Origin of the sequence: Planococcus sp. NCCP-2050 (genome assembly GCF_023708025.1) — a bacterium.
Taxonomy (GTDB): Bacteria; Bacillota; Bacilli; order Bacillales_A; family Planococcaceae; genus Planococcus.
In genome coordinates, this window is sequence record NZ_BRCX01000006.1 from 1 (window position 1) to 17690 (window position 17690).

Consider the following 17690-nt stretch of genomic DNA (forward strand, 5'->3'; position numbering starts at 1 on the left):
CTAAACGCTTGGAGCAAGCTCCAAGTGTTCCGCTCGACTTGCATGTATTAGGCACGCCGCCAGCGTTCGTCCTGAGCCAGGATCAAACTCTCCATTATAGAGTAGTATTGATTGCTCAATGCTGGCGCATCGCCGCCTTTTAAAAAAGACGCACGATTCGCTTTGATCTGGCTAAAGCCTGATCAGTAATCTTTTGCTCGACTGCTTGCGCAGCCTTCGCAAATTCTCGTACTCGCGATAAACGCTCGTATCGAGTATTCGTTGACGTTTTGCTGTTCAGTTTTCAAGGTTCATGTTTTGCCGCACTCATTGGCGACTTTATTAATATACCTTAGGTCCAACTTGCTGTCAATACTATTTTAAAATATTTTTTCGGTCGTCTTAAGGACATATATAAATATAAACCGCCGAGCGCAGAAAATCAACCCCTTTTTTTAAAAAAGAATGATTTTATTTTCCCATAGTCTGCAACGAACAGGATTATGCCGCATAACACCACTGTTCCTCCTATGATCTGAGAGGAACTTAATAGCTCTCCAAGTATGAAATAAGCTAATATAGCAGCTCCTACAGGCTCAAAAAGAATTGCGATTGAAATGACATTTGTACTTACCCATCTTAAAGACCAATTGAATAATGTATGCCCAAGTAAATTAGGAATGATCGCTAAAAGTAAAAACCACATCCATTCTGAAGCAGGATACGGACCAAAAGATTCTCCTTTTGCAATTATATAGAAGAACAATGTTATTGTACTAAAGCTATAAACAACAAAAGTATAAGTAATCAACGACAATCTTTGGCGTACATCTTGACCAAACAGCAGATAACCTGTAATTAACGCACAGGCAATTAAAGCTAAGATATCTCCATATAAAGCAGAACCGCTAATTTTAAAATCACCATAGCCAATTAATACACTTCCAAGTACAGCGATTAATCCTGAAACGAGCGTTTTAATTGATAGTTTCTCTTTAAAAAAGAAATACGTTCCGGCAAATGCGAATAACGGCTGCAATGTTACAAGCACTGTTGAACTCGCGACAGATGTATAATTCAACGATTCAAACCATAAAATGAAGTGAAACGCTAAAAAAATACCTGCTATCGAAGTGAATGCCCAATCTCTTTTGCTTAGCTTCTTGATTTCTTGGGTATATTTCATAAAGAACACTGGACTCATTATAAGAATTGAGAAAAGCATTCGATAAAAAGCAGTAACTCCAGAATCGGCAGAAGTCATTTTTACAAAAATTGCTGATAACGCGACAGAGAATACACCAATGATAATCGGGATAAAAGGATGAACAACTGGTTTTTCCATATAGACGCCTCTTCTCTAAGTTGCTTATGTAAGGTTTTCACACTTTAAATAGTGTGACATGTCCCCCTTTCTTTATCAACCATCATTTGAAAGGAGTGCTGTTATGGATTTTTTCACCTTCCTGCCTATCGCTTCCTTTGAAACTTTCGTCAAACTACTGATAGCTGCACTCCTAAGTTTAGTAATAGGACTTGAGCGAGAGTTGAAAAGAAAACCTGTTGGGTTAAAGACAAGTATCGTCATTGCAACATTTAGTTGTTTGCTGACCATCATTTCAATTGAATCTGCATATCTTGCAGAAGGAAGCGAGTACGCTAATGTAAATATTACGATGGATCCGCTTCGTCTGGCTGCTCAAATTGTTTCAGGAATCGGTTTTCTTGGAGCTGGTGTTATTTTAAAACGCGGCAATGATTCTATTTCCGGTTTAACAACTGCTGCGATGATCTGGGGTGCTGGCGGTATTGGCATCGCTGTAGCTGCGGGTTTTTACGTAGAAGCAGCCTTTTCGGTACTGATTATTCTAATCGGAATCGAGATAGTTCCTCCCCTTCTCTTTAGATTCGGGCCAAAGCGACTGCGCTTGATTGAAGCGAATATCAAAATTTTTATTTCTGATTCGTCTCATATCGATGAGGCGGTCAAAGAAATAACATCAGAAGGTGTCATTATAGAAGCAATGTCTCTCTTTCAACATAGGGAAGAAAATTTCCCTTGCCACGAAGTGGCGATACGCGCTTCTTTTCTCCAAGAGACCGAGACAATTGCTTTATATGAAAGAATCTTGAAAATTAAACATGTTGAAAAAGTAGAAATTGAATTGATTAGCTGAGGAGGAATTTGAATGGGTGAATTTTTTAAGTTATTAAAAGGAGGCAATAGGCCTTCCTTACTTGCTGCGGTGATGAATACATTAATCGCAATCATGAAAGGCGTCGCATTTTTCTTCACGGGAAATGTGGCGATGTTCGCTGAAACGATGCATTCGATCGGAGACGCAGCTAACCAATATTTTGTTTTCATCGGCTCCGCCTTATCCAAAAAAGCGCCGACTAAAAGATTTCCTAATGGATTTGGCAGACTTTTAAACCTGGTACTTCTTGGAGCTGTGCTGATTGTTGGGATCATGGCTTATGAAACGATTGTGGAAGGTTGGCATCAATTGACTCATCCTGTTGAAGCGGAAGGATTTATCATTAGTGTTGTGGTCTTATCGATAGCAGTTATACTTGAATTCGCAGTTTTGTATAAAGCAGGGAAAGAAGTTTTGCATGAATCTGGAGTTAAAGGCGGCATTATGGCGCCGATCACTACAAGCTTTGCTCATTTAAACCGAGCAAAACCTGCTACTAAACTTGTATTTATGGAAGATTTGGTTGCAACAGGCGGCGGCGTTCTCGCATTAATCGCAGTACTGATTGCACATTTTACCGGTTTCCTTGCAATTGAAGGTGCTGCATCCATCGCGATCGGACTTATGATGTTTTATGTGGTAATGACGGTATTCCTTGAAAATGCCCGTGGCGCGATTGGGGAATCCGATCAGCAAATGGTGAACCACATTGCTCACGTATTATCAGATCATTCAGGTGTACGTGATATTAAGGAACTTGAAGTTGTAAAAGAAGGCGAATTTCTGCATGTTGAAACGAAGATTGAAATTGATCCTGAGTTGTCGATTAAAGAAGCAGACGAGTTGCAGGATTTATTAGCACAGCTTATCTTGAGCCAGCCAAGCGTCGACGATGTCCTCGTTACATTCGATGCAGACGATGGAGAAACCCATTGGAAACATTTGAGCACACGCCCTGAATCATTGCCGCCGCTTAGAGAACCAAAAGCATAAAAAAAGACCAGGCGCTAATTGCCTGGTCTTTTTTTATGCTTACAGTGAAGCTTGTAATATTTGTTTGACGTCTTCGCCATTTAGTTTAGCGAAGTTGCCGAATTCACCATAGATCATTGCTTTTTCGGCCATTAAGTCGATTTTTGAATCGTCTATGCCGTAATAATCCAGTTTTGTCGGAGCTCCTAATGAAGTCCAGAAATCCTGGAGACGGTCGATCCCTTCGAAAGCGATCGCTTCTTCCGTCTTCCCCTCAGGGTCCACTTCAAACACACGGACTGCCAATTGTGCAAATTTGCTTGGATTTCCTTTTGCATTATGGCGCATCCATTGTGGGAATAAGATTGCAAGTCCACCTGCATGTGGAATATCGTAAACTGCAGATACCGCATGTTCGATATTATGCGATCCCCAGTCTCCTCGGTAACCCATTTCAAGGAATTTGTTCAGCGCAATCGTTCCTGCGAACATGATCGTTTCACGGTGTTCATAGCTTTGAAGGTCTTCCATCAGCTTTGGTGCCGTTTCAATAACCGCTTTTAATACCCCTTCACACATCCGGTCCTGAACCGGTATATTCGATGCATTATTGAAATACTGCTCGAAAATATGCGACATCATGTCAACAATACCATAGACTGTGTGGTTTTCTGGAACCGATAATGTATAAGTTGGATCCAGTATTGAAAATTTCGGGAATGAAAACGGGCTTCCCCAGCCGTATTTTTCTTGTGTTTCTTCATTGGTAATAACAGATCCTGCGTTCATTTCGGAACCTGTTGCAGCAATCGTCAATACCGTTCCGAAAGGCAAAGCGCCTTCTGGCTGGGCTTTACGGGAAACAAAGTCCCATGCATCCCCTTCATATGTAGCTCCGCATGCAATCAGCTTCGTGCAGTCAATAACTGAACCGCCTCCAACTGCCAACAGGACATCGATGTTCTCTTTTTTGCAGATTTCAATGCCTTTACGAGCCGTTGTAATACGTGGGTTTGGCTCTACCCCGCTTAGTTCGAAGATTTCAAGACCTGCTTGATTTAAGGTATCGATCACTTCATCATAAAGACCGTTCTTTTTGATGCTGCCACCACCGTAGACTAACAAAACCTTTTTACCATAATTTGGCAACTCAGTTTTAAGTGCTTCGAGTTGGCCTTTGCCGAATATTAGTTTTACTGGGTTATAGAAAGAAAATGAATTCATTTTTTTAACCTCCTTTTCCATTACTATTATGTCGATAGGAAAAGGAAAACGCAAAAATTATGCACCAAAAAGCCGCTCCCCGAAATTCCGGGAGCGGCCATTTTTCTTTTTAAACCCAACCACGGAAGCGTGCAGCTTCTGCAGTTCTGCGGGCACCTACCATATAAGCGGCAAGTCGCATATCGATATTTCGCGTAGTTGCAACGTTATAGACGTTTTCAAATGCATCAACCAGCTTTTTGTTGAGCTTTTCGTCAACTTCTTCTTGAGACCAGTAATACCCTTGATTATTCTGTACCCATTCGAAGTAAGAAACCGTAACTCCACCAGCACTTGCTAATACATCTGGAACTAAAAGGATGCCTCTATCTGTTAAAATCTTTGTAGCTTCTGCAGTTGTCGGACCGTTAGCCGCTTCAACTACAATTGAAGCTTTGATGTTCGGTGCGTTTTCAGCAGTAATCTGATTAGAGATTGCAGCTGGAACGATGATATCGCAATCCAACTCAAACAACTCTTTGTTTGAAATGGTGTTGTCGAATAACGTAGTTACGGTACCGAAACTATCGCGGCGATCCAGTAGATAATCGATATCCAAACCATCTGGGTCATGCAAAGCGCCGTATGCATCCGAAATGCCGACTACTTTTGCTCCTGCATCGTGCAAGAATTTCGCAAGGAAGCTTCCAGCGTTGCCGAAACCTTGGATAACAACACGAGCGCCTTTCATATTCAAACCGCGTTTTTTAGCAGCTTCATTAATAACAATGGTTACACCTTGAGCAGTCGCTTTATCCCGGCCTTGAGAACCACCTAGGACAATCGGTTTACCGGTAATGAAACCAGGTGAATTGAATTCATCGATTTTGCTGTACTCATCAAACATCCATGCCATGATTTGAGAATTTGTAAATACATCCGGCGCTGGAATGTCTTTGTTCGGTCCAACAATCTGACTGATCGCTCTTACATAGCCGCGGCTCAATTTCTCGATTTCGTACATAGACATTTCACGTGGATCACAGATGATACCGCCTTTACCGCCGCCATAAGGTAAATCTACAATACCGCATTTAAGCGTCATCCACATAGACAATGCCATAACTTCTTCACGGTTCACTTCCGGGTGGAAACGCACTCCGCCTTTTGTCGGTCCTACTGCATCATTATGCTGCGCACGGAATCCAGTGAATACTTTTACATTTCCGTCATCCATTCGAACCGGAATGCGCACTTCCATAATTCGCATCGGTTCCTTAAGAAGTTCGTACATCGATTCTTCGTATCCGAGTTTATCCAATGCAGTTTTAATAACGTTCTGCGTTGACGTCAACAAGTTCAGGTTTTCAGCCATTGTTTTAATTCGCCTCTTTATATTTATAGTAATTACTCCGCCACTAGTGTAACATAATTGACTTTGCATTTGCTAGGTAGTTGTTATTTTGCAAATACTTTTTGAATGCGTTCAATCGCCCATTCCAAATCCTCTTTCGAAATAACCAAAGGCGGCGCAAAACGAATAACCGTATCATGCGTTTCTTTGCATAATAAACCTAGCTCTTTTAGCTGCTCGCAATATGGGCGAGCTTCTTCTGTCAATTCCATGCCGATGAATAATCCGCGGCCGCGTACTTCTTTAATAGAAGGATGTTCGATTTCACGAAGTTTTTCCATGAAATATTCTCCAAGTTCAAGAGAACGCTGTGCCAAGTTTTCTTCTTGAAGCACTTCCATTGAGGCAATCGATACTGCACAAGCAAGCGGGTTGCCGCCGAATGTAGAGCCGTGCGAGCCCGGGTTGAATACACCAAGAATATCGCTGTCAGCCACTACACACGAGATCGGGAATACACCGCCGCCAAGCGCTTTTCCAAGTATGTATATGTCCGGATTTACATCTTCCCATTCACATGCGAACATTTTGCCTGTACGCGCAAGGCCGCATTGAATTTCATCAGCAATGAATAGGACGTTATTTTCACGGCAAAGTTCTCTTGCTGCTTTCAAAAAGCCTTCTTCTGGCATAATGATTCCTGCTTCGCCTTGGATCGGTTCGATCAAGAATGCAGCCGTGTTTGGTGTAATTGCATTTTTTAAGGCTTCAAGGTCTCCGAAAGGAATCAAATTGATGCCCGGCAGCATTGGTCCGAACCCTCTGCGGTATTCAGGATCAGAAGATAGTGATACCGCTGTCATTGTACGGCCATGGAAGTTTCCATTGCATGCAATGATCTCCGCTTGCCCATCTTCTACACCTTTAACATCATAAGCCCAGCGACGAGCTGCTTTAAATGCTGTTTCGACCGCTTCTGCTCCCGTATTCATTGGTAAAGCCATTTCTTTTCCAGAAATATTGCAAATCATTTCATACCATGGAGCCAGCATATCATTGTGGAAAGCACGTGAAGTTAACGTTACACGATCTGCTTGATCTTTCAATGCTTGAATGATTTTCGGATGGCGGTGGCCTTGGTTTACTGCAGAGTATGCAGAAAGCATGTCCATGAATTTATTGCCTTCTGGATCTTTTACCCATACACCTTGTGCTTCTGTGATGACGATTGGCAGTGGATGATAGTTGTTGGCACCGTATTTTTCAGTAGTTTCGATGATTGTTTGCGTCTTAGTCATGTCAATTCCTCCTTATTTTTAAAAAAGGCAGACGATCAGTCTGCCTTTTCATTGAATAATTATAACATTAACGGAATGATTATAACATTTCAGATGTAGTTTTTGCTTGCAAATGAAGTGTTAAATAATCCGGGCCGCCTGCTTTAGAGTCAGTCCCTGACATATTGAATCCACCGAATGGCTGGTATCCAACGATCGCGCCTGTACAGCCGCGGTTGAAGTAAAGGTTTCCGACATGGAATTCTTCACGCGCTTGCTCCAAATGTTCGCGGTTGTTCGTGATGACCGCTCCAGTCAAGCCGTATTCCGTGTTGTTGGCAATTTCAAGCGCATGATCAAAATCTTTCGCTTTTGAAATTCCGATGACCGGTCCGAAGATTTCTTCTTGCATAATGCGTGAGTTCGGATCCAAATCTGCGAAGACTGTCGGGTTCACGAAGTAGCCTGTTGAATCATCGCCAGTTCCGCCCGCTACTAAACGGCCTTCCTCTTTTCCGATTTCGATGTAATCAGTGATTTTCTTGAATGCCGCTGCGTCGATAACCGGTCCCATGAAGTTCGATTGCTCAACTGGATTACCGATTGTCAATTCTTTCGTCAACTCGATAACGCGCTCAAGCACTGTATCGTATACATCCTCAACGATTACTGCACGTGAAGCTGCTGAACATTTTTGTCCACTGAATCCGAAGGCTGATTTTACAATCGTTTGAGCAGCCAGTTCAAGATCTGCTTCTTTATCAACGACCATTGTATCTTTACCACCCATTTCAGCGATTAATCGTTTGATCCAGATTTGCCCTTCATTCACTTTAGCTGAACGTTCAGCGATGCGAAGACCGACTGCACGTGATCCCGTGAACGAGATAAAGCGAGTTTTCGGATGATCAACCAAGTAATCTCCAACTTCTCCGCCTGGTCCTGGGATGTAGTTGACTACACCTGCAGGCATGCCTGCTTCTTCAAGGACTTCGATGAATTTATACGCAACGATTGGAGTTGTTGAAGCAGGTTTTAATAGAACTGTATTTCCTGTAACCATAGCTGCAACCGTTGTCCCTGCCATGATCGCAAATGCAAAGTTCCATGGTGAAATGACAACGCCGACTCCTAGTGGAATGTAGTCATAGCGGTTGTATTCACCCGGACGGCTTTCCACTGGCATGCCGTCTTTTAGACGGAGCATTTGACGGCCGTAGTATTCCAGGAAGTCGATGGCTTCAGCTGTATCGGCATCTGCTTCGTTCCAAGGCTTTCCGGCTTCTTTTGTCAAAAGTGCAGAGAATTCATGCTTGCGGCGGCGAATGATCGCTGCTGCTTTGAATAGTACATCTGCACGCACTTCAGGCTTCACTTTTTTCCATGATTTAAAAGCTTCAAGCGCACTTTGCATCGCTTTTTCAGCTAACTCTTTATTTGATTTAGAAACACGGCCAATGATTTCTTCTTTGTCCGCAGGATTGAATGAAACGATTTTATCTTCAGTCGTAACACGTTCGCCGCCGATGATTAATGGATAGTCTTGCCCAAGATAAGCTTCAACTGTCTTTAACCCTTCGAGGTACGCGTTGCGGTTTTCTTCTTGTGAAAAATCAGTAAATGGTTCGTGTTTATAGGGAATCATGTGAATCCTCCTTGAAATTTGTTTAAGCGCAAAAAAAATTTGCACTTGCAAACAGTTTATACTTATAATAATGCAAAAGATAATTGCATTTTTCAAGTATTTTAACGAATAAAGTCAAAATAATTTTGGAGTGAAGAACTTGGACGCGTCAGAAAAGAATCTTTCCTTGTTTTATCAATTCGCTGTTGAACGTGTGGCAGTCGGCATTCATGCCATTGACACCAAAGGAAAAACCATCTTATACAATGATAAAATGAAAGAAATTGAAGGGTTTGATTTTGAAGAGTTAGCCGATCGTTCGTTGCTTGAAATGTTCCGGTTTGACCAGCATGAGAGTACGCTGCTACAAGTTCTGCAAAGCGGCATGCCGGTTTTCAATCGAAAACAGACCTACTGGAATCGAAAAGGACAGGAAATCACGACCATCAATGATACATACCCAGTTGTTGATCAAGATCAATTGGTTGGTGCAATTGAGATTTCCCAAGACGTAACTACGCTTGAAAAAGCGGTTTATCAGCCGTTGAAAAAATACGAAGAGCCGATTACCTTCAATAGCATTTCAGCCATATCTGATAGCATGCAGCAAGTTATTGACACGGCTGAAAAAGCGGCCATGATCAAATTGCCGGTACTTTTAATCGGTGAAGCAGGGACCGGAAAAGAGTTGATTGCGGAAGCTATCCACTTCGCTTCATCTTCTGAAGGGCCGCTGCACACTTTGTATTGCCACGGCACGGACCAGGAAATGATTGATCGCCTTGGATTCGACTTAGAGGAACATTCCAGCGGCACGATTTACTGTGAACGGATCGACCTTCTTTCCCTGCCTCTTCAAGAGCATTTATTGAAAATGGCCAAGTCCCACTCTGCCAAAGACACTTATTTCATTGCCAGTGTCGGTGAAGATCCGGTAGAACTCATCAGTTCGGAAAAATTGCTGAAAGAGTTGTATTATTTCTTTTCCGCCATGACGATTCAATTGGAACCCCTGCGCAATCGGAAAGAAGACATCGTGCCTTTCGTCGAAGACTATCTATCACGCCACCGGATGCATTTCGGATCGATTGTGTCAGGCCTTGACGATGAAGTGGAAGAATTGTTTTTATCGTACGACTGGCCAGGCAATTTAAAAGAGCTCGAACTGATTTTGGATGAAGCGACTTCCCTTTTGACCACTCAAGAAAAAATAACGTACCAGCTGCTGCCGCAGCATTTTAAAGTGAAAGCCCAACGAAACGGTTCAGCCACTCCCGAGGATTTCATCCTCCATTCTGGAAAAGAGTTGTTGCCGCTGGATGATTATTTGCTGGAAGCGGAGATCTACTACCTTCAAAAAGCGATGGACTTGCACCAGGGCAATGTCACGAAAGCGGCGGCTGCACTCGGCATGAGCCGGCAAAACCTACAATATCGGCTCCGGAAAATCAAAAAAAACGAAGCGCAAGGATAACCTTGCGCTTCGTTTTTTTGTGTCGGCTTTACAGCCGGCTCCATTTTAATTATTGTCCAGAACGTTTGATCCACTCTTGCATTTTGTCTTTCAATGAGTTGAATCCTTCTGAATCATTTTCATTCACGTGCGACTGAAGAGATTGCTTTGGTTTTTCGCTGCGTTGAGCTGCTGGTGGCTGCTCTTGCAATGCGCGGATTGACAAGCTGATTTTTTTAGATTTTTCATCAACTTCCAAAACTTTTACGTCTACTTCTTGGCCAACTGAAAGATATTCGCTGACTTCTTTTACGTAGCCGTGAGTGATTTCTGAAATGTGAACCAAGCCTTGTGTTTGCTCGTCAAGCGCTACAAATGCACCGTATGGCTGGATTCCTGTTACTTTTCCTGAGACTGTGTCTCCTGTTTGATATGTTTTTGTCATGTTCTACCCGCTCCTAGTCTTATCTAAATTATCCTATACACCTATTGGCATCTGTATATTATAGCACAACATAGGCGGTAGAGTAAAATCAGTACATATCCATGTTGCCAATACGCCATCCTTTGTCTGTTTTGAACAAGGCGTGGCCATTGCCCATCATGTATTCTGCACCTGTTTCTTTCAATTCATATTGAATTCTGCCGGAAGGCCGCAAATTGAGGTCGTAATGCAAAGTTTCGCTTGAGAACAGCAATCGGCTAATCTCCGATAATTTCGGGACGGCTCTTGTTTTTAATTGTTCCATGAAATAATCACTGTCCATCGCTACCACATCTTCTTCCGATAGCTGTTGCATCGCTGCATAGTCCTCCACTTCTCTTGCGTAGAAGAACATTCCGGAAATCTCCCCTGCTGTCAGCGTCTCGAGCATATCCTGGTCAAAGCCACTTGCGAATTTTTCATACAAAGCTTTTACTCTCGCTCGATACTCCGGCTCTTCTTCAAGCACATATGATTCAATCATCTGGTTTTCAACCAGCCACGTATGGTTTTCTTCCATGATCAATTTGGGCGTAGGCTCACTGATCATGCCTTGCATGCCATAACTCATACTCGGATACAAAAATAACGTACGTCCTTCTCGTCCTACACCGTCTTTCGCCGTTTCCACCCATCTGACATTTTCAAAAATATCGGGCTGCTTTCTCCATTGGGACAAGAATTGTTCTTTTCCAGGCTTCAATCCATTCTCAGCGGTCAAATGCCACATTGTTTCTTTGTCTTCAAGTTTATTCGCATAATAATAGAGGAATAAAATATCGAGCGGCTCTACATTTTCCAATAAGGCCGCATCATGGTTTTTTGAAAATGCCTTATACCGTTTTTCGGTCTCGGAAAAATCAAAATTCGCTAGATCCACCATCCGATGATCTACTTTTACATCCCCGTTCGGCATTTTCTCAGCCAGTTTCTGTTCTTTCTCCAAGTAAAGTGCCTGAACGATATCGGTATAAGCCAAAGCGTCGTAACTTTCAGATTTGGTCCACCCGCTCGCTTCCATCTCTTCGACAATCGGCAAAAGCGTATAAATCAGCGGATTTCCGGACTGAATCATCATTTCTTTCCAAGCCGTCTGGTATTTTTCATGGACGACGCCTTTGCTGTCGAATATCGGATCTGCATCCGACCCTTTCACCATCAGCCAAAAACTGTGCTGGAAAATGTATTCAAACTCCAAATACAAGCGCGAATAATTTTCCGATTCAATTAAAGCTAATTCCATTGTATTCAATACATAGGGCATAAATTCGGCCTCGACCAACAAACCTTGTTCATCAAAATACGGTTCATTTTGCAATAAACGAGAATACTCATTCGTGTAGAAATCCATATTTAGCACTTCATTCGAGAAAAGGGTCTCCATATTGCGCCGCGAAATAAACTGCGCTTCATACGGATGTGCGGAGATCATCAAGCCTTGTTCATGGATCCCGCCTAGCAAACGCTGAAGTTCCTCCGGCATTTTTTTCTGGTTGCCCATCAATTTTTCAGGGGAAAGCTCCCCCTCGAATTTCATTTCTGCCAACTCTTCCTGATGCGCAAGAAGAACCGTGTCAATGACACCCATGATTTCTTTCGTTTTCAGCGCATACTCATGCAAGAATTCCTGGGATTCTTCCGATGGCAAAACAATCCCGCTCAAACTGGCAACCATTCCCCGAGGAGTCTCAATGCTTATTAAAGCCTTGTTCATTTCCTTCTCCAATATTTCAGGGTCATTCTTCATCTTCTTGATGTTCTTATCACTTAAAATGCGCTTCAATTTTGCATCGGCTTCTTTGACATAGCCGAATTGGTCGAAGACTTCCTGCTGGATGCCCATTCGCTCAGGCGCCGTTTTTCGCACTTCTTTATACTTGGCACGCCAGTCCTCTATCAATTCTCTTGTGATTTTCTCGCCATCTTCATCTGCTGAAGCGGTGACTTTTGGATTTTCATCATTCAACATAAATGAGGCGCCGATTACTCCCGTTAGAAACAAGCCCGCTGCTACGAGCAGCGCAGCTACTTTCTTGTTTGGGACTGTGTTCCGGACACCCGTCTTTTTTGAAAGCTCGGGTTTTTCTTCCGGCTCGCCGCTTAGCAAATCCTCCTCTTCTAAAACGGTCTGGATGCGGCTATACGATTTTCCCACGAACTCAATTCTTTTCTCTGTTTGGCTATTGCTTTCCAACTGTAAAGCAGTTGTCAAACTTTCTACCGCTATAGCCAGTTCATCATCGATTTCCTCCGAGTCGCGGCCAGTCAATAACGCCAGTTCTTCTTTGTTCTTGTGATGAAAATAAAATAAGGTGAAAATCACTCTTCTGGTTTTCGACAATTGTTGGATCGCGTGATGCGTTTCTAGATCTTCCTCGAAACGCAGCAGTTTTTCTGTTTCAAAAGCCGCCTGCTCCTCTGAATATTCATTTAAAAGAGCAATAGCCTGTCCGTATAAGATCATTTCGGCTTGTTCAATCTCGATTTCCGAAAGTTGTTTTCCAAATGCTCGATAGGCCGCTTCTTGGTAGTGAGCCAGTCTATCTGATGGCACGCCGTTTTGATAGCCGAATTGCCCAATACTTGACCCTTGATTCCTGCACCATTCCCCAAAAGACGCTTTGTCGCCTGTCTGCGCTTCTCGAAATAATTCTTCCTCTCTCAAGTGATTCCGCCCCTTGCATTAAAGGAATATTCAATCTTTTCCTTTTTCTGTTTAGTATACACGATAAATAACCTGTGATTTGAAATATCTCTATTTTTTTCAATGGACCTCGTGTAGAATGAAAAAATCTATACATTATAGGAGTGAAGAAATGGAAAAACGCGAACAATGGACTTCAAAGCTCGGCTTTATTTTAGCTGCTGCCGGCAGCGCGATCGGTTTAGGAGCAATCTGGAAATTCCCTTATGAAACCGGATCAAACGGCGGCAGTGTCTTTATTTTAATGTTTATCGTCAGTACAATTGCCATCGGTCTCCCTATCCTGCTTGCAGAATTTGTGATTGGCCGACGTGGACAAGCAGATGCCGTTACAGGGCTGAAAAAACAGGCTCCCGGCAAAAAGTGGTTTTTGATCGGCTGGTCCGGCTTCTTCTTCTCTTTCATGATCTTGTCGTTCTACAGTGTGGTTGGCGGATGGATTCTGTCTTACCTCGGCCGCGCGCTATTATTGCAATTATCCAATCTTGGAGACAACGCATTTGCCGACTTGTTTAATGGCATTATCGGCAATCCGCTTGAGGTTCTCCTCGCACAAGCTGCGTTTATGCTATTGACGATCTGGATTGTCCAAGGCGGCATCCAAGCGGGAATTGAACGTGCCAGCAAAGTGATGATGCCGGCCCTATTGATTTTCTTTGTCGTTTTGATGGTCCGCTCCCTTACGTTGGACGGAGCCATGGCCGGCGTCGAATTCATGTTTGTGCCAGACTGGTCTTTCTTTAATTTTGATACCGCTTTGACGGCTTTAGGCCAAGCTTTTTTCTCGCTTAGCGTTGGTGTGGCTGGTATGATCACGTATGCGTCATATTTATCGAAATCGGAAAATTTAACGCGTTCAGCGATGAGTGTGGTTTCGTTGAACATCATTATTTCCATCATGGCGGGATTGATCATTTTCCCAGCTGTCTTCGCATTAGGCTATTCTCCTGACCAAGGGCCAGGACTGGTATTCATCATCTTGCCAGCGATTTTCGATCAGCTGTTCATGGGTGAATTCTTAATCATCATTTTCTTTATCTTGATGCTATTTGCTACTTTGACGTCTTCCATCTCGATGCTTGAGATTGTTGTTTCCATCGGCGTGAAAAACAAATACGAACGCCGCCGGAAAATTGCTTGGCTTTACGGATTAATGATTTTCCTAGTCGGGATTCCAAGTGCCTTGTCATTCGGCGTGATGTCCGATCCGTTTCTATTCGGCTATACCTTCTTTGACTTTGTCGATGTGCTGACCAGTAAAATCGGCTTGCCGCTCGGCGCGCTGTTCATTTCATTGTTCGCCGGCTATGTTCTGAAGAAAACCGATGTTCAAGCAGAACTTGGCGGAGCGTCGACATGGGTGAATATCTGGACGATTCTTGTCAGATATGTAGCTCCAATCGCCATCGTAATCGTCTTTATCCAAGGGATTATTGACGCTTTCTAAACGAATTGTCTGTAAAATGCCATAATATTCGCCTAGCGAAATAAAAAGAATATGGTATTATTTTCATATAGGAAAGTATCACCATGCAAAGGAGTGTTTCACTATGAAAAAAGATTTAGCTGCTCAATTAACATTTTTGCGTGAAGAGCGTAATTTAACACTTGATGAACTGGCTTTAAAAGCAAGAGTCGGCGTTGCTCGCCTCCAAGCTTATGAGTCCGGAGAAGAAGTGCCTTCGCTCCAAACAATTTTGAAACTCTCAAATGCTCTTGAAGTTCCGTCTTCCAATTTGACAGACGGTTTAACAACAGCAAAATAAAAAAAGCTTTCGGCAAAGTTTTGCCGAAAGCTTTTTTCTTTAGATGATGCATTTCGCTTCGTATTTCAACGCCAAGAGCTTGTATGAAATATCCACGCATTTTTCCAAAGGAATCCATTTCTCATAAGAGACTTCATAGATGCTTTGGATTTGCTTGGCCAAATCGGAAGGATGGTCCAATACTTGCAATTGGTCCACAACATTGCCGATCTCTACGCCGTACCGCTCTTCCCCGATGGCAAAAGGATCCCATTCTTCCAAGACTCTCACAGCTTTTCGGTTCATTTCACTCATACCCATCTTTTTCACCTGACATTTCTATAGTATTACAAGCTATAATAGCACAATGCCTAAAAAAGAAAAGGAAGCTGGCCATTCCAGCTCCCTTTCCACTCATTGCTCTAGAACTTCGATAGACTCGATAATGACATCTTCAACTGGTTTGTCAGCTTCTGCCGTTTCAACTGCCGCTATGGCGTCCACGGTTTCCAATCCTTCGATCACTTGGCCAAAGACAGTATGCTTTCCATCAAGCCAAGGCGTGCCCCCCAACTCTTCGTATGCTTTCCTGATTTGATCCGTATGGATTTCGTTGAAGGCATTAGGGTCAGCAGCAGTGGCTTGAACAATGAAGAACTGGCTTCCATTTGTGCCAGGTCCAGCGTTCGCCATAGACAAAGCGCCTCTGAAATTATAAAGGTTTTTACTGAATTCATCTTCAAAGTTCTCTCCGTAAATGCTTTCACCTCCACCGCCAGTGCCAGTCGGGTCACCCCCTTGAATCATGAATTCATTCATGACACGGTGGAACGTGATGCCTTCGTAATAGCCTTCTTCGGCATGCGTCAAAAAGTTCTCAACCGCTTTTGGTGCATGTTCCGGGAAAAGTTTGATTTTCATTGTTCCCATCGATGTTTTCATTTCCACCAATGCTTCGCCTTCAGCCACTTCGTTGGAAAGCTGCGGCAATTCCACTTCTTCTTGCGATTCAGAAGCAGTGTCAGAAGACGTTTCAGCTTCTTTTGGTTCTTCCTTTTGCTTGGCCGTTTCTCCTCCGCTCGAACAAGCCGTTAATACGGCGGCCAATAAAATCAATAATGCGATTTTCATTTTCATCTCGATTCACCCCGCTCTAGTTTATCACAAGATTTTTCCGAATTCATCCACAGTTCACCTTACTTTTTTCGTAAGGCGAAATAATATATAATAAGAGGTAGATGAGTGGTTCAGAAAGAAGGGGTTCACTGAATGGATACACAAAAAAAGAACTTTTTCATTATTATGTTTTCCAATTTCCTTGTAGCTGGAAGCACCACTATGATTATGCCTTTCCTTTCCCTCTATATTGAATCGATGGGCAATTTCACCGAAGAGTATGTGCAGCGATGGGCTGGGCTGGTTTTCGGGGTCACGTTTGTCGCCGCTTTGATCATGTCACCGATTTGGGGACGGATTGCCGACAAATACGGCTACAAACCTATATTGATCATCAACGGGTTCGGTATTGCAATCAGCATTTTCCTCATGGGTACGGCTGATTCAGTGCCGCAATTGTTTTTTATCCGTCTATTTATGGGATTGGTTACCGGATTCATCCCGACTTCCCTCGCCTTTGTGAGTTCGCAGACAGCGAAGGAAACCGCCGGCAAAACGCTCGGCACTCTTCAGATGGGCAGTGTTTCCGGAACACTTTTCGGTCCGGTTATCGGCGGATTGATGGCAGATACATTCGGCTTTATCTACACTTTCGTTATCACTTCCGGCGTAATTGGGCTCGCTGCATTGATTGTCGCAGTCGGGTTGAAGGAAGTTAAAAAAGTGAAGAAAAAGAATGCCCATGTCTATGCCAGAAAAACCATTGTACAGGGAATTTTAAATCACCGGCTGCTCTTTAACGTGATGATCATCACTTCACTTATTCAAATCGGGAACTTTAGTATTCAGCCTTTATTGTCTTTATACGTTTCCCATTTGACGGACAGTACGAATGTCGCTTTGCTTGCAGGGATCACTTTTAGTGCAACCGGTGTCGGGAATTTGCTTTTTGCGCGGCGCTGGGGACGGCTCGGGGATCAGATCGGCTACGAACGCGTTTTGACTTTCCTGCTGATTCTCGCCTGTGTCTTTATCATTCCTCAGGCTTTCGTCACTGAGCTTTGGCAATTGATGATTTTGCGCCTGTTGTTTGGTATTGCTGTCGGCGGCATGATTCCGACAACTACTGCATTGATGCGGCGTGAAGCACCGATTGAGATTCAAGGGGAAGTTATGGGTTATAACACGAGCTTCCGATTCCTTGGCAATATCGTCGGTCCGATGTTTGGCGGGGTCGTCAGCGGGTTCATCGGCATTCCGGCTGTCTTTGTGGTCACCGGCATCCTGTTCCTCGTGTCGTTCTTCTTCTTGAAATATACGACATCCAAACCGGAACAGGATTTCGAAGACGTTTTGCTCGAGCAGGAACTGAAATCCACATAAACAAATTCAGCAGAATAAAGCAGTGATTTCTCTCAAGAAATTACTGCTTTTTTTGTTTTCTATACGTTTTCACAAATTTTTCTTAATTGAGTTTCTTCCTATTTCTAAAGCTTTGGAATTTCTGCTTCTTTTACAGGCGCACAAATGTGCAACGGTGCAAAATCTGGCTATGTACGTTATAATTTCTCTAGAAACTCA

The 17690-nt window shown here is 43.2% G+C and carries 15 protein-coding genes and 1 rRNA gene; 6 read left to right on the forward strand and 10 right to left on the reverse strand.

Going from position 1 to position 17690, the window contains the following annotated elements; translation table 11 throughout:
* Window positions 1-98, reverse strand: a 16S ribosomal RNA gene (locus tag NFU07_RS15355); the annotation flags it as partial.
* Between the two features lie 323 nt (window positions 99-421).
* Entirely contained in the window at window positions 422-1324 is a 903-nt protein-coding gene (locus NFU07_RS15360) for a DMT family transporter (RefSeq protein ID WP_251479612.1), read from the reverse strand.
* 103 nt (window positions 1325-1427) lie between these two features.
* On the opposite strand from NFU07_RS15360, the gene NFU07_RS15365 reads away from it, so the two are divergent.
* Both NFU07_RS15365 and NFU07_RS15370 read left to right on the forward strand, forming a co-directional pair.
* The gene (locus NFU07_RS15365) at window positions 1428-2156 is read left to right on the forward strand and encodes an MgtC/SapB family protein (RefSeq protein ID WP_251479615.1); all 729 of its coding nucleotides are present in this window, start codon (window positions 1428-1430) and stop codon (window positions 2154-2156) included.
* Between the two features lie 12 nt (window positions 2157-2168).
* Window positions 2169-3170 carry a cation diffusion facilitator family transporter gene (locus tag NFU07_RS15370; protein WP_251479618.1) on the forward strand — a complete coding sequence of 334 codons (1002 nt, stop codon included), beginning with the start codon at window positions 2169-2171 and terminating at the stop codon, window positions 3168-3170.
* 39 nt (window positions 3171-3209) lie between these two features.
* On the opposite strand, the gene NFU07_RS15375 is transcribed toward NFU07_RS15370, so the two are convergent.
* The 4 genes from NFU07_RS15375 to pruA all read right to left on the reverse strand — a co-directional run bounded on the left by NFU07_RS15375 (window position 3210) and on the right by pruA (window position 8628).
* Entirely contained in the window at window positions 3210-4373 is a 1164-nt protein-coding gene (locus NFU07_RS15375) for an iron-containing alcohol dehydrogenase (protein ID WP_251479622.1), read from the reverse strand.
* A gap of 109 nt (window positions 4374-4482) precedes the next feature.
* Window positions 4483-5727: a Glu/Leu/Phe/Val family dehydrogenase gene (locus tag NFU07_RS15380; protein WP_251479625.1), complete on the reverse strand. Its 1245-nt coding sequence runs from the start codon at window positions 5725-5727 to the stop codon at window positions 4483-4485.
* A gap of 83 nt (window positions 5728-5810) precedes the next feature.
* Window positions 5811-7004: an ornithine--oxo-acid transaminase gene (locus NFU07_RS15385; RefSeq protein WP_251479628.1), complete on the reverse strand. Its 1194-nt coding sequence runs from the start codon at window positions 7002-7004 to the stop codon at window positions 5811-5813.
* Between the two features lie 79 nt (window positions 7005-7083).
* Window positions 7084-8628 carry an L-glutamate gamma-semialdehyde dehydrogenase gene (gene pruA / locus NFU07_RS15390; RefSeq protein WP_251479631.1) on the reverse strand — a complete coding sequence of 515 codons (1545 nt, stop codon included), beginning with the start codon at window positions 8626-8628 and terminating at the stop codon, window positions 7084-7086.
* A gap of 139 nt (window positions 8629-8767) precedes the next feature.
* On the opposite strand from pruA, the gene NFU07_RS15395 reads away from it, so the two are divergent.
* Window positions 8768-10081 (forward strand): AAA-type ATPase lid domain-containing protein, encoded by a 1314-nt coding sequence (locus NFU07_RS15395; RefSeq protein WP_251479635.1) that lies wholly within the window; start codon window positions 8768-8770, stop codon window positions 10079-10081.
* A 49-nt stretch (window positions 10082-10130) separates the two neighbouring features.
* Here NFU07_RS15395 and yugI read toward each other — a convergent pair whose 3' ends face one another.
* Both yugI and NFU07_RS15405 read right to left on the reverse strand, forming a co-directional pair.
* On the reverse strand, window positions 10131-10505 hold the full coding sequence (gene yugI / locus NFU07_RS15400; RefSeq protein WP_235198801.1) for a S1 domain-containing post-transcriptional regulator GSP13: 375 nt from the start codon (window positions 10503-10505) through the stop codon (window positions 10131-10133).
* Window positions 10506-10593: 88 nt separating this feature from the next.
* The gene (locus tag NFU07_RS15405) at window positions 10594-13209 is read right to left on the reverse strand and encodes a hypothetical protein (RefSeq protein ID WP_251479638.1); all 2616 of its coding nucleotides are present in this window, start codon (window positions 13207-13209) and stop codon (window positions 10594-10596) included.
* Window positions 13210-13360: 151 nt separating this feature from the next.
* Between NFU07_RS15405 and NFU07_RS15410 the strand changes: the two genes are divergently transcribed.
* Together NFU07_RS15410 and NFU07_RS15415 are read left to right on the forward strand one after the other, a co-directional pair.
* Window positions 13361-14695 (forward strand): sodium-dependent transporter, encoded by a 1335-nt coding sequence (locus NFU07_RS15410; RefSeq protein ID WP_251479641.1) that lies wholly within the window; start codon window positions 13361-13363, stop codon window positions 14693-14695.
* Between the two features lie 103 nt (window positions 14696-14798).
* On the forward strand, window positions 14799-15014 hold the full coding sequence (locus tag NFU07_RS15415; RefSeq protein ID WP_235198798.1) for a helix-turn-helix domain-containing protein: 216 nt from the start codon (window positions 14799-14801) through the stop codon (window positions 15012-15014).
* Window positions 15015-15053: 39 nt separating this feature from the next.
* On the opposite strand, the gene NFU07_RS15420 is transcribed toward NFU07_RS15415, so the two are convergent.
* Both NFU07_RS15420 and NFU07_RS15425 read right to left on the reverse strand, forming a co-directional pair.
* Complete coding sequence (locus NFU07_RS15420; protein WP_251479645.1) at window positions 15054-15314, reverse strand: DUF1871 family protein; 261 nt, start codon at window positions 15312-15314, stop codon at window positions 15054-15056.
* A gap of 93 nt (window positions 15315-15407) precedes the next feature.
* Entirely contained in the window at window positions 15408-16130 is a 723-nt protein-coding gene (locus tag NFU07_RS15425) for a peptidylprolyl isomerase (RefSeq protein WP_285835972.1), read from the reverse strand.
* Between the two features lie 132 nt (window positions 16131-16262).
* On the opposite strand from NFU07_RS15425, the gene NFU07_RS15430 reads away from it, so the two are divergent.
* Window positions 16263-17492, forward strand: coding sequence for an MFS transporter (locus NFU07_RS15430; protein ID WP_251479650.1), 1230 nt, complete (start codon window positions 16263-16265; stop codon window positions 17490-17492).
* The last annotated feature ends 198 nt before the right edge of the window (window positions 17493-17690 follow it).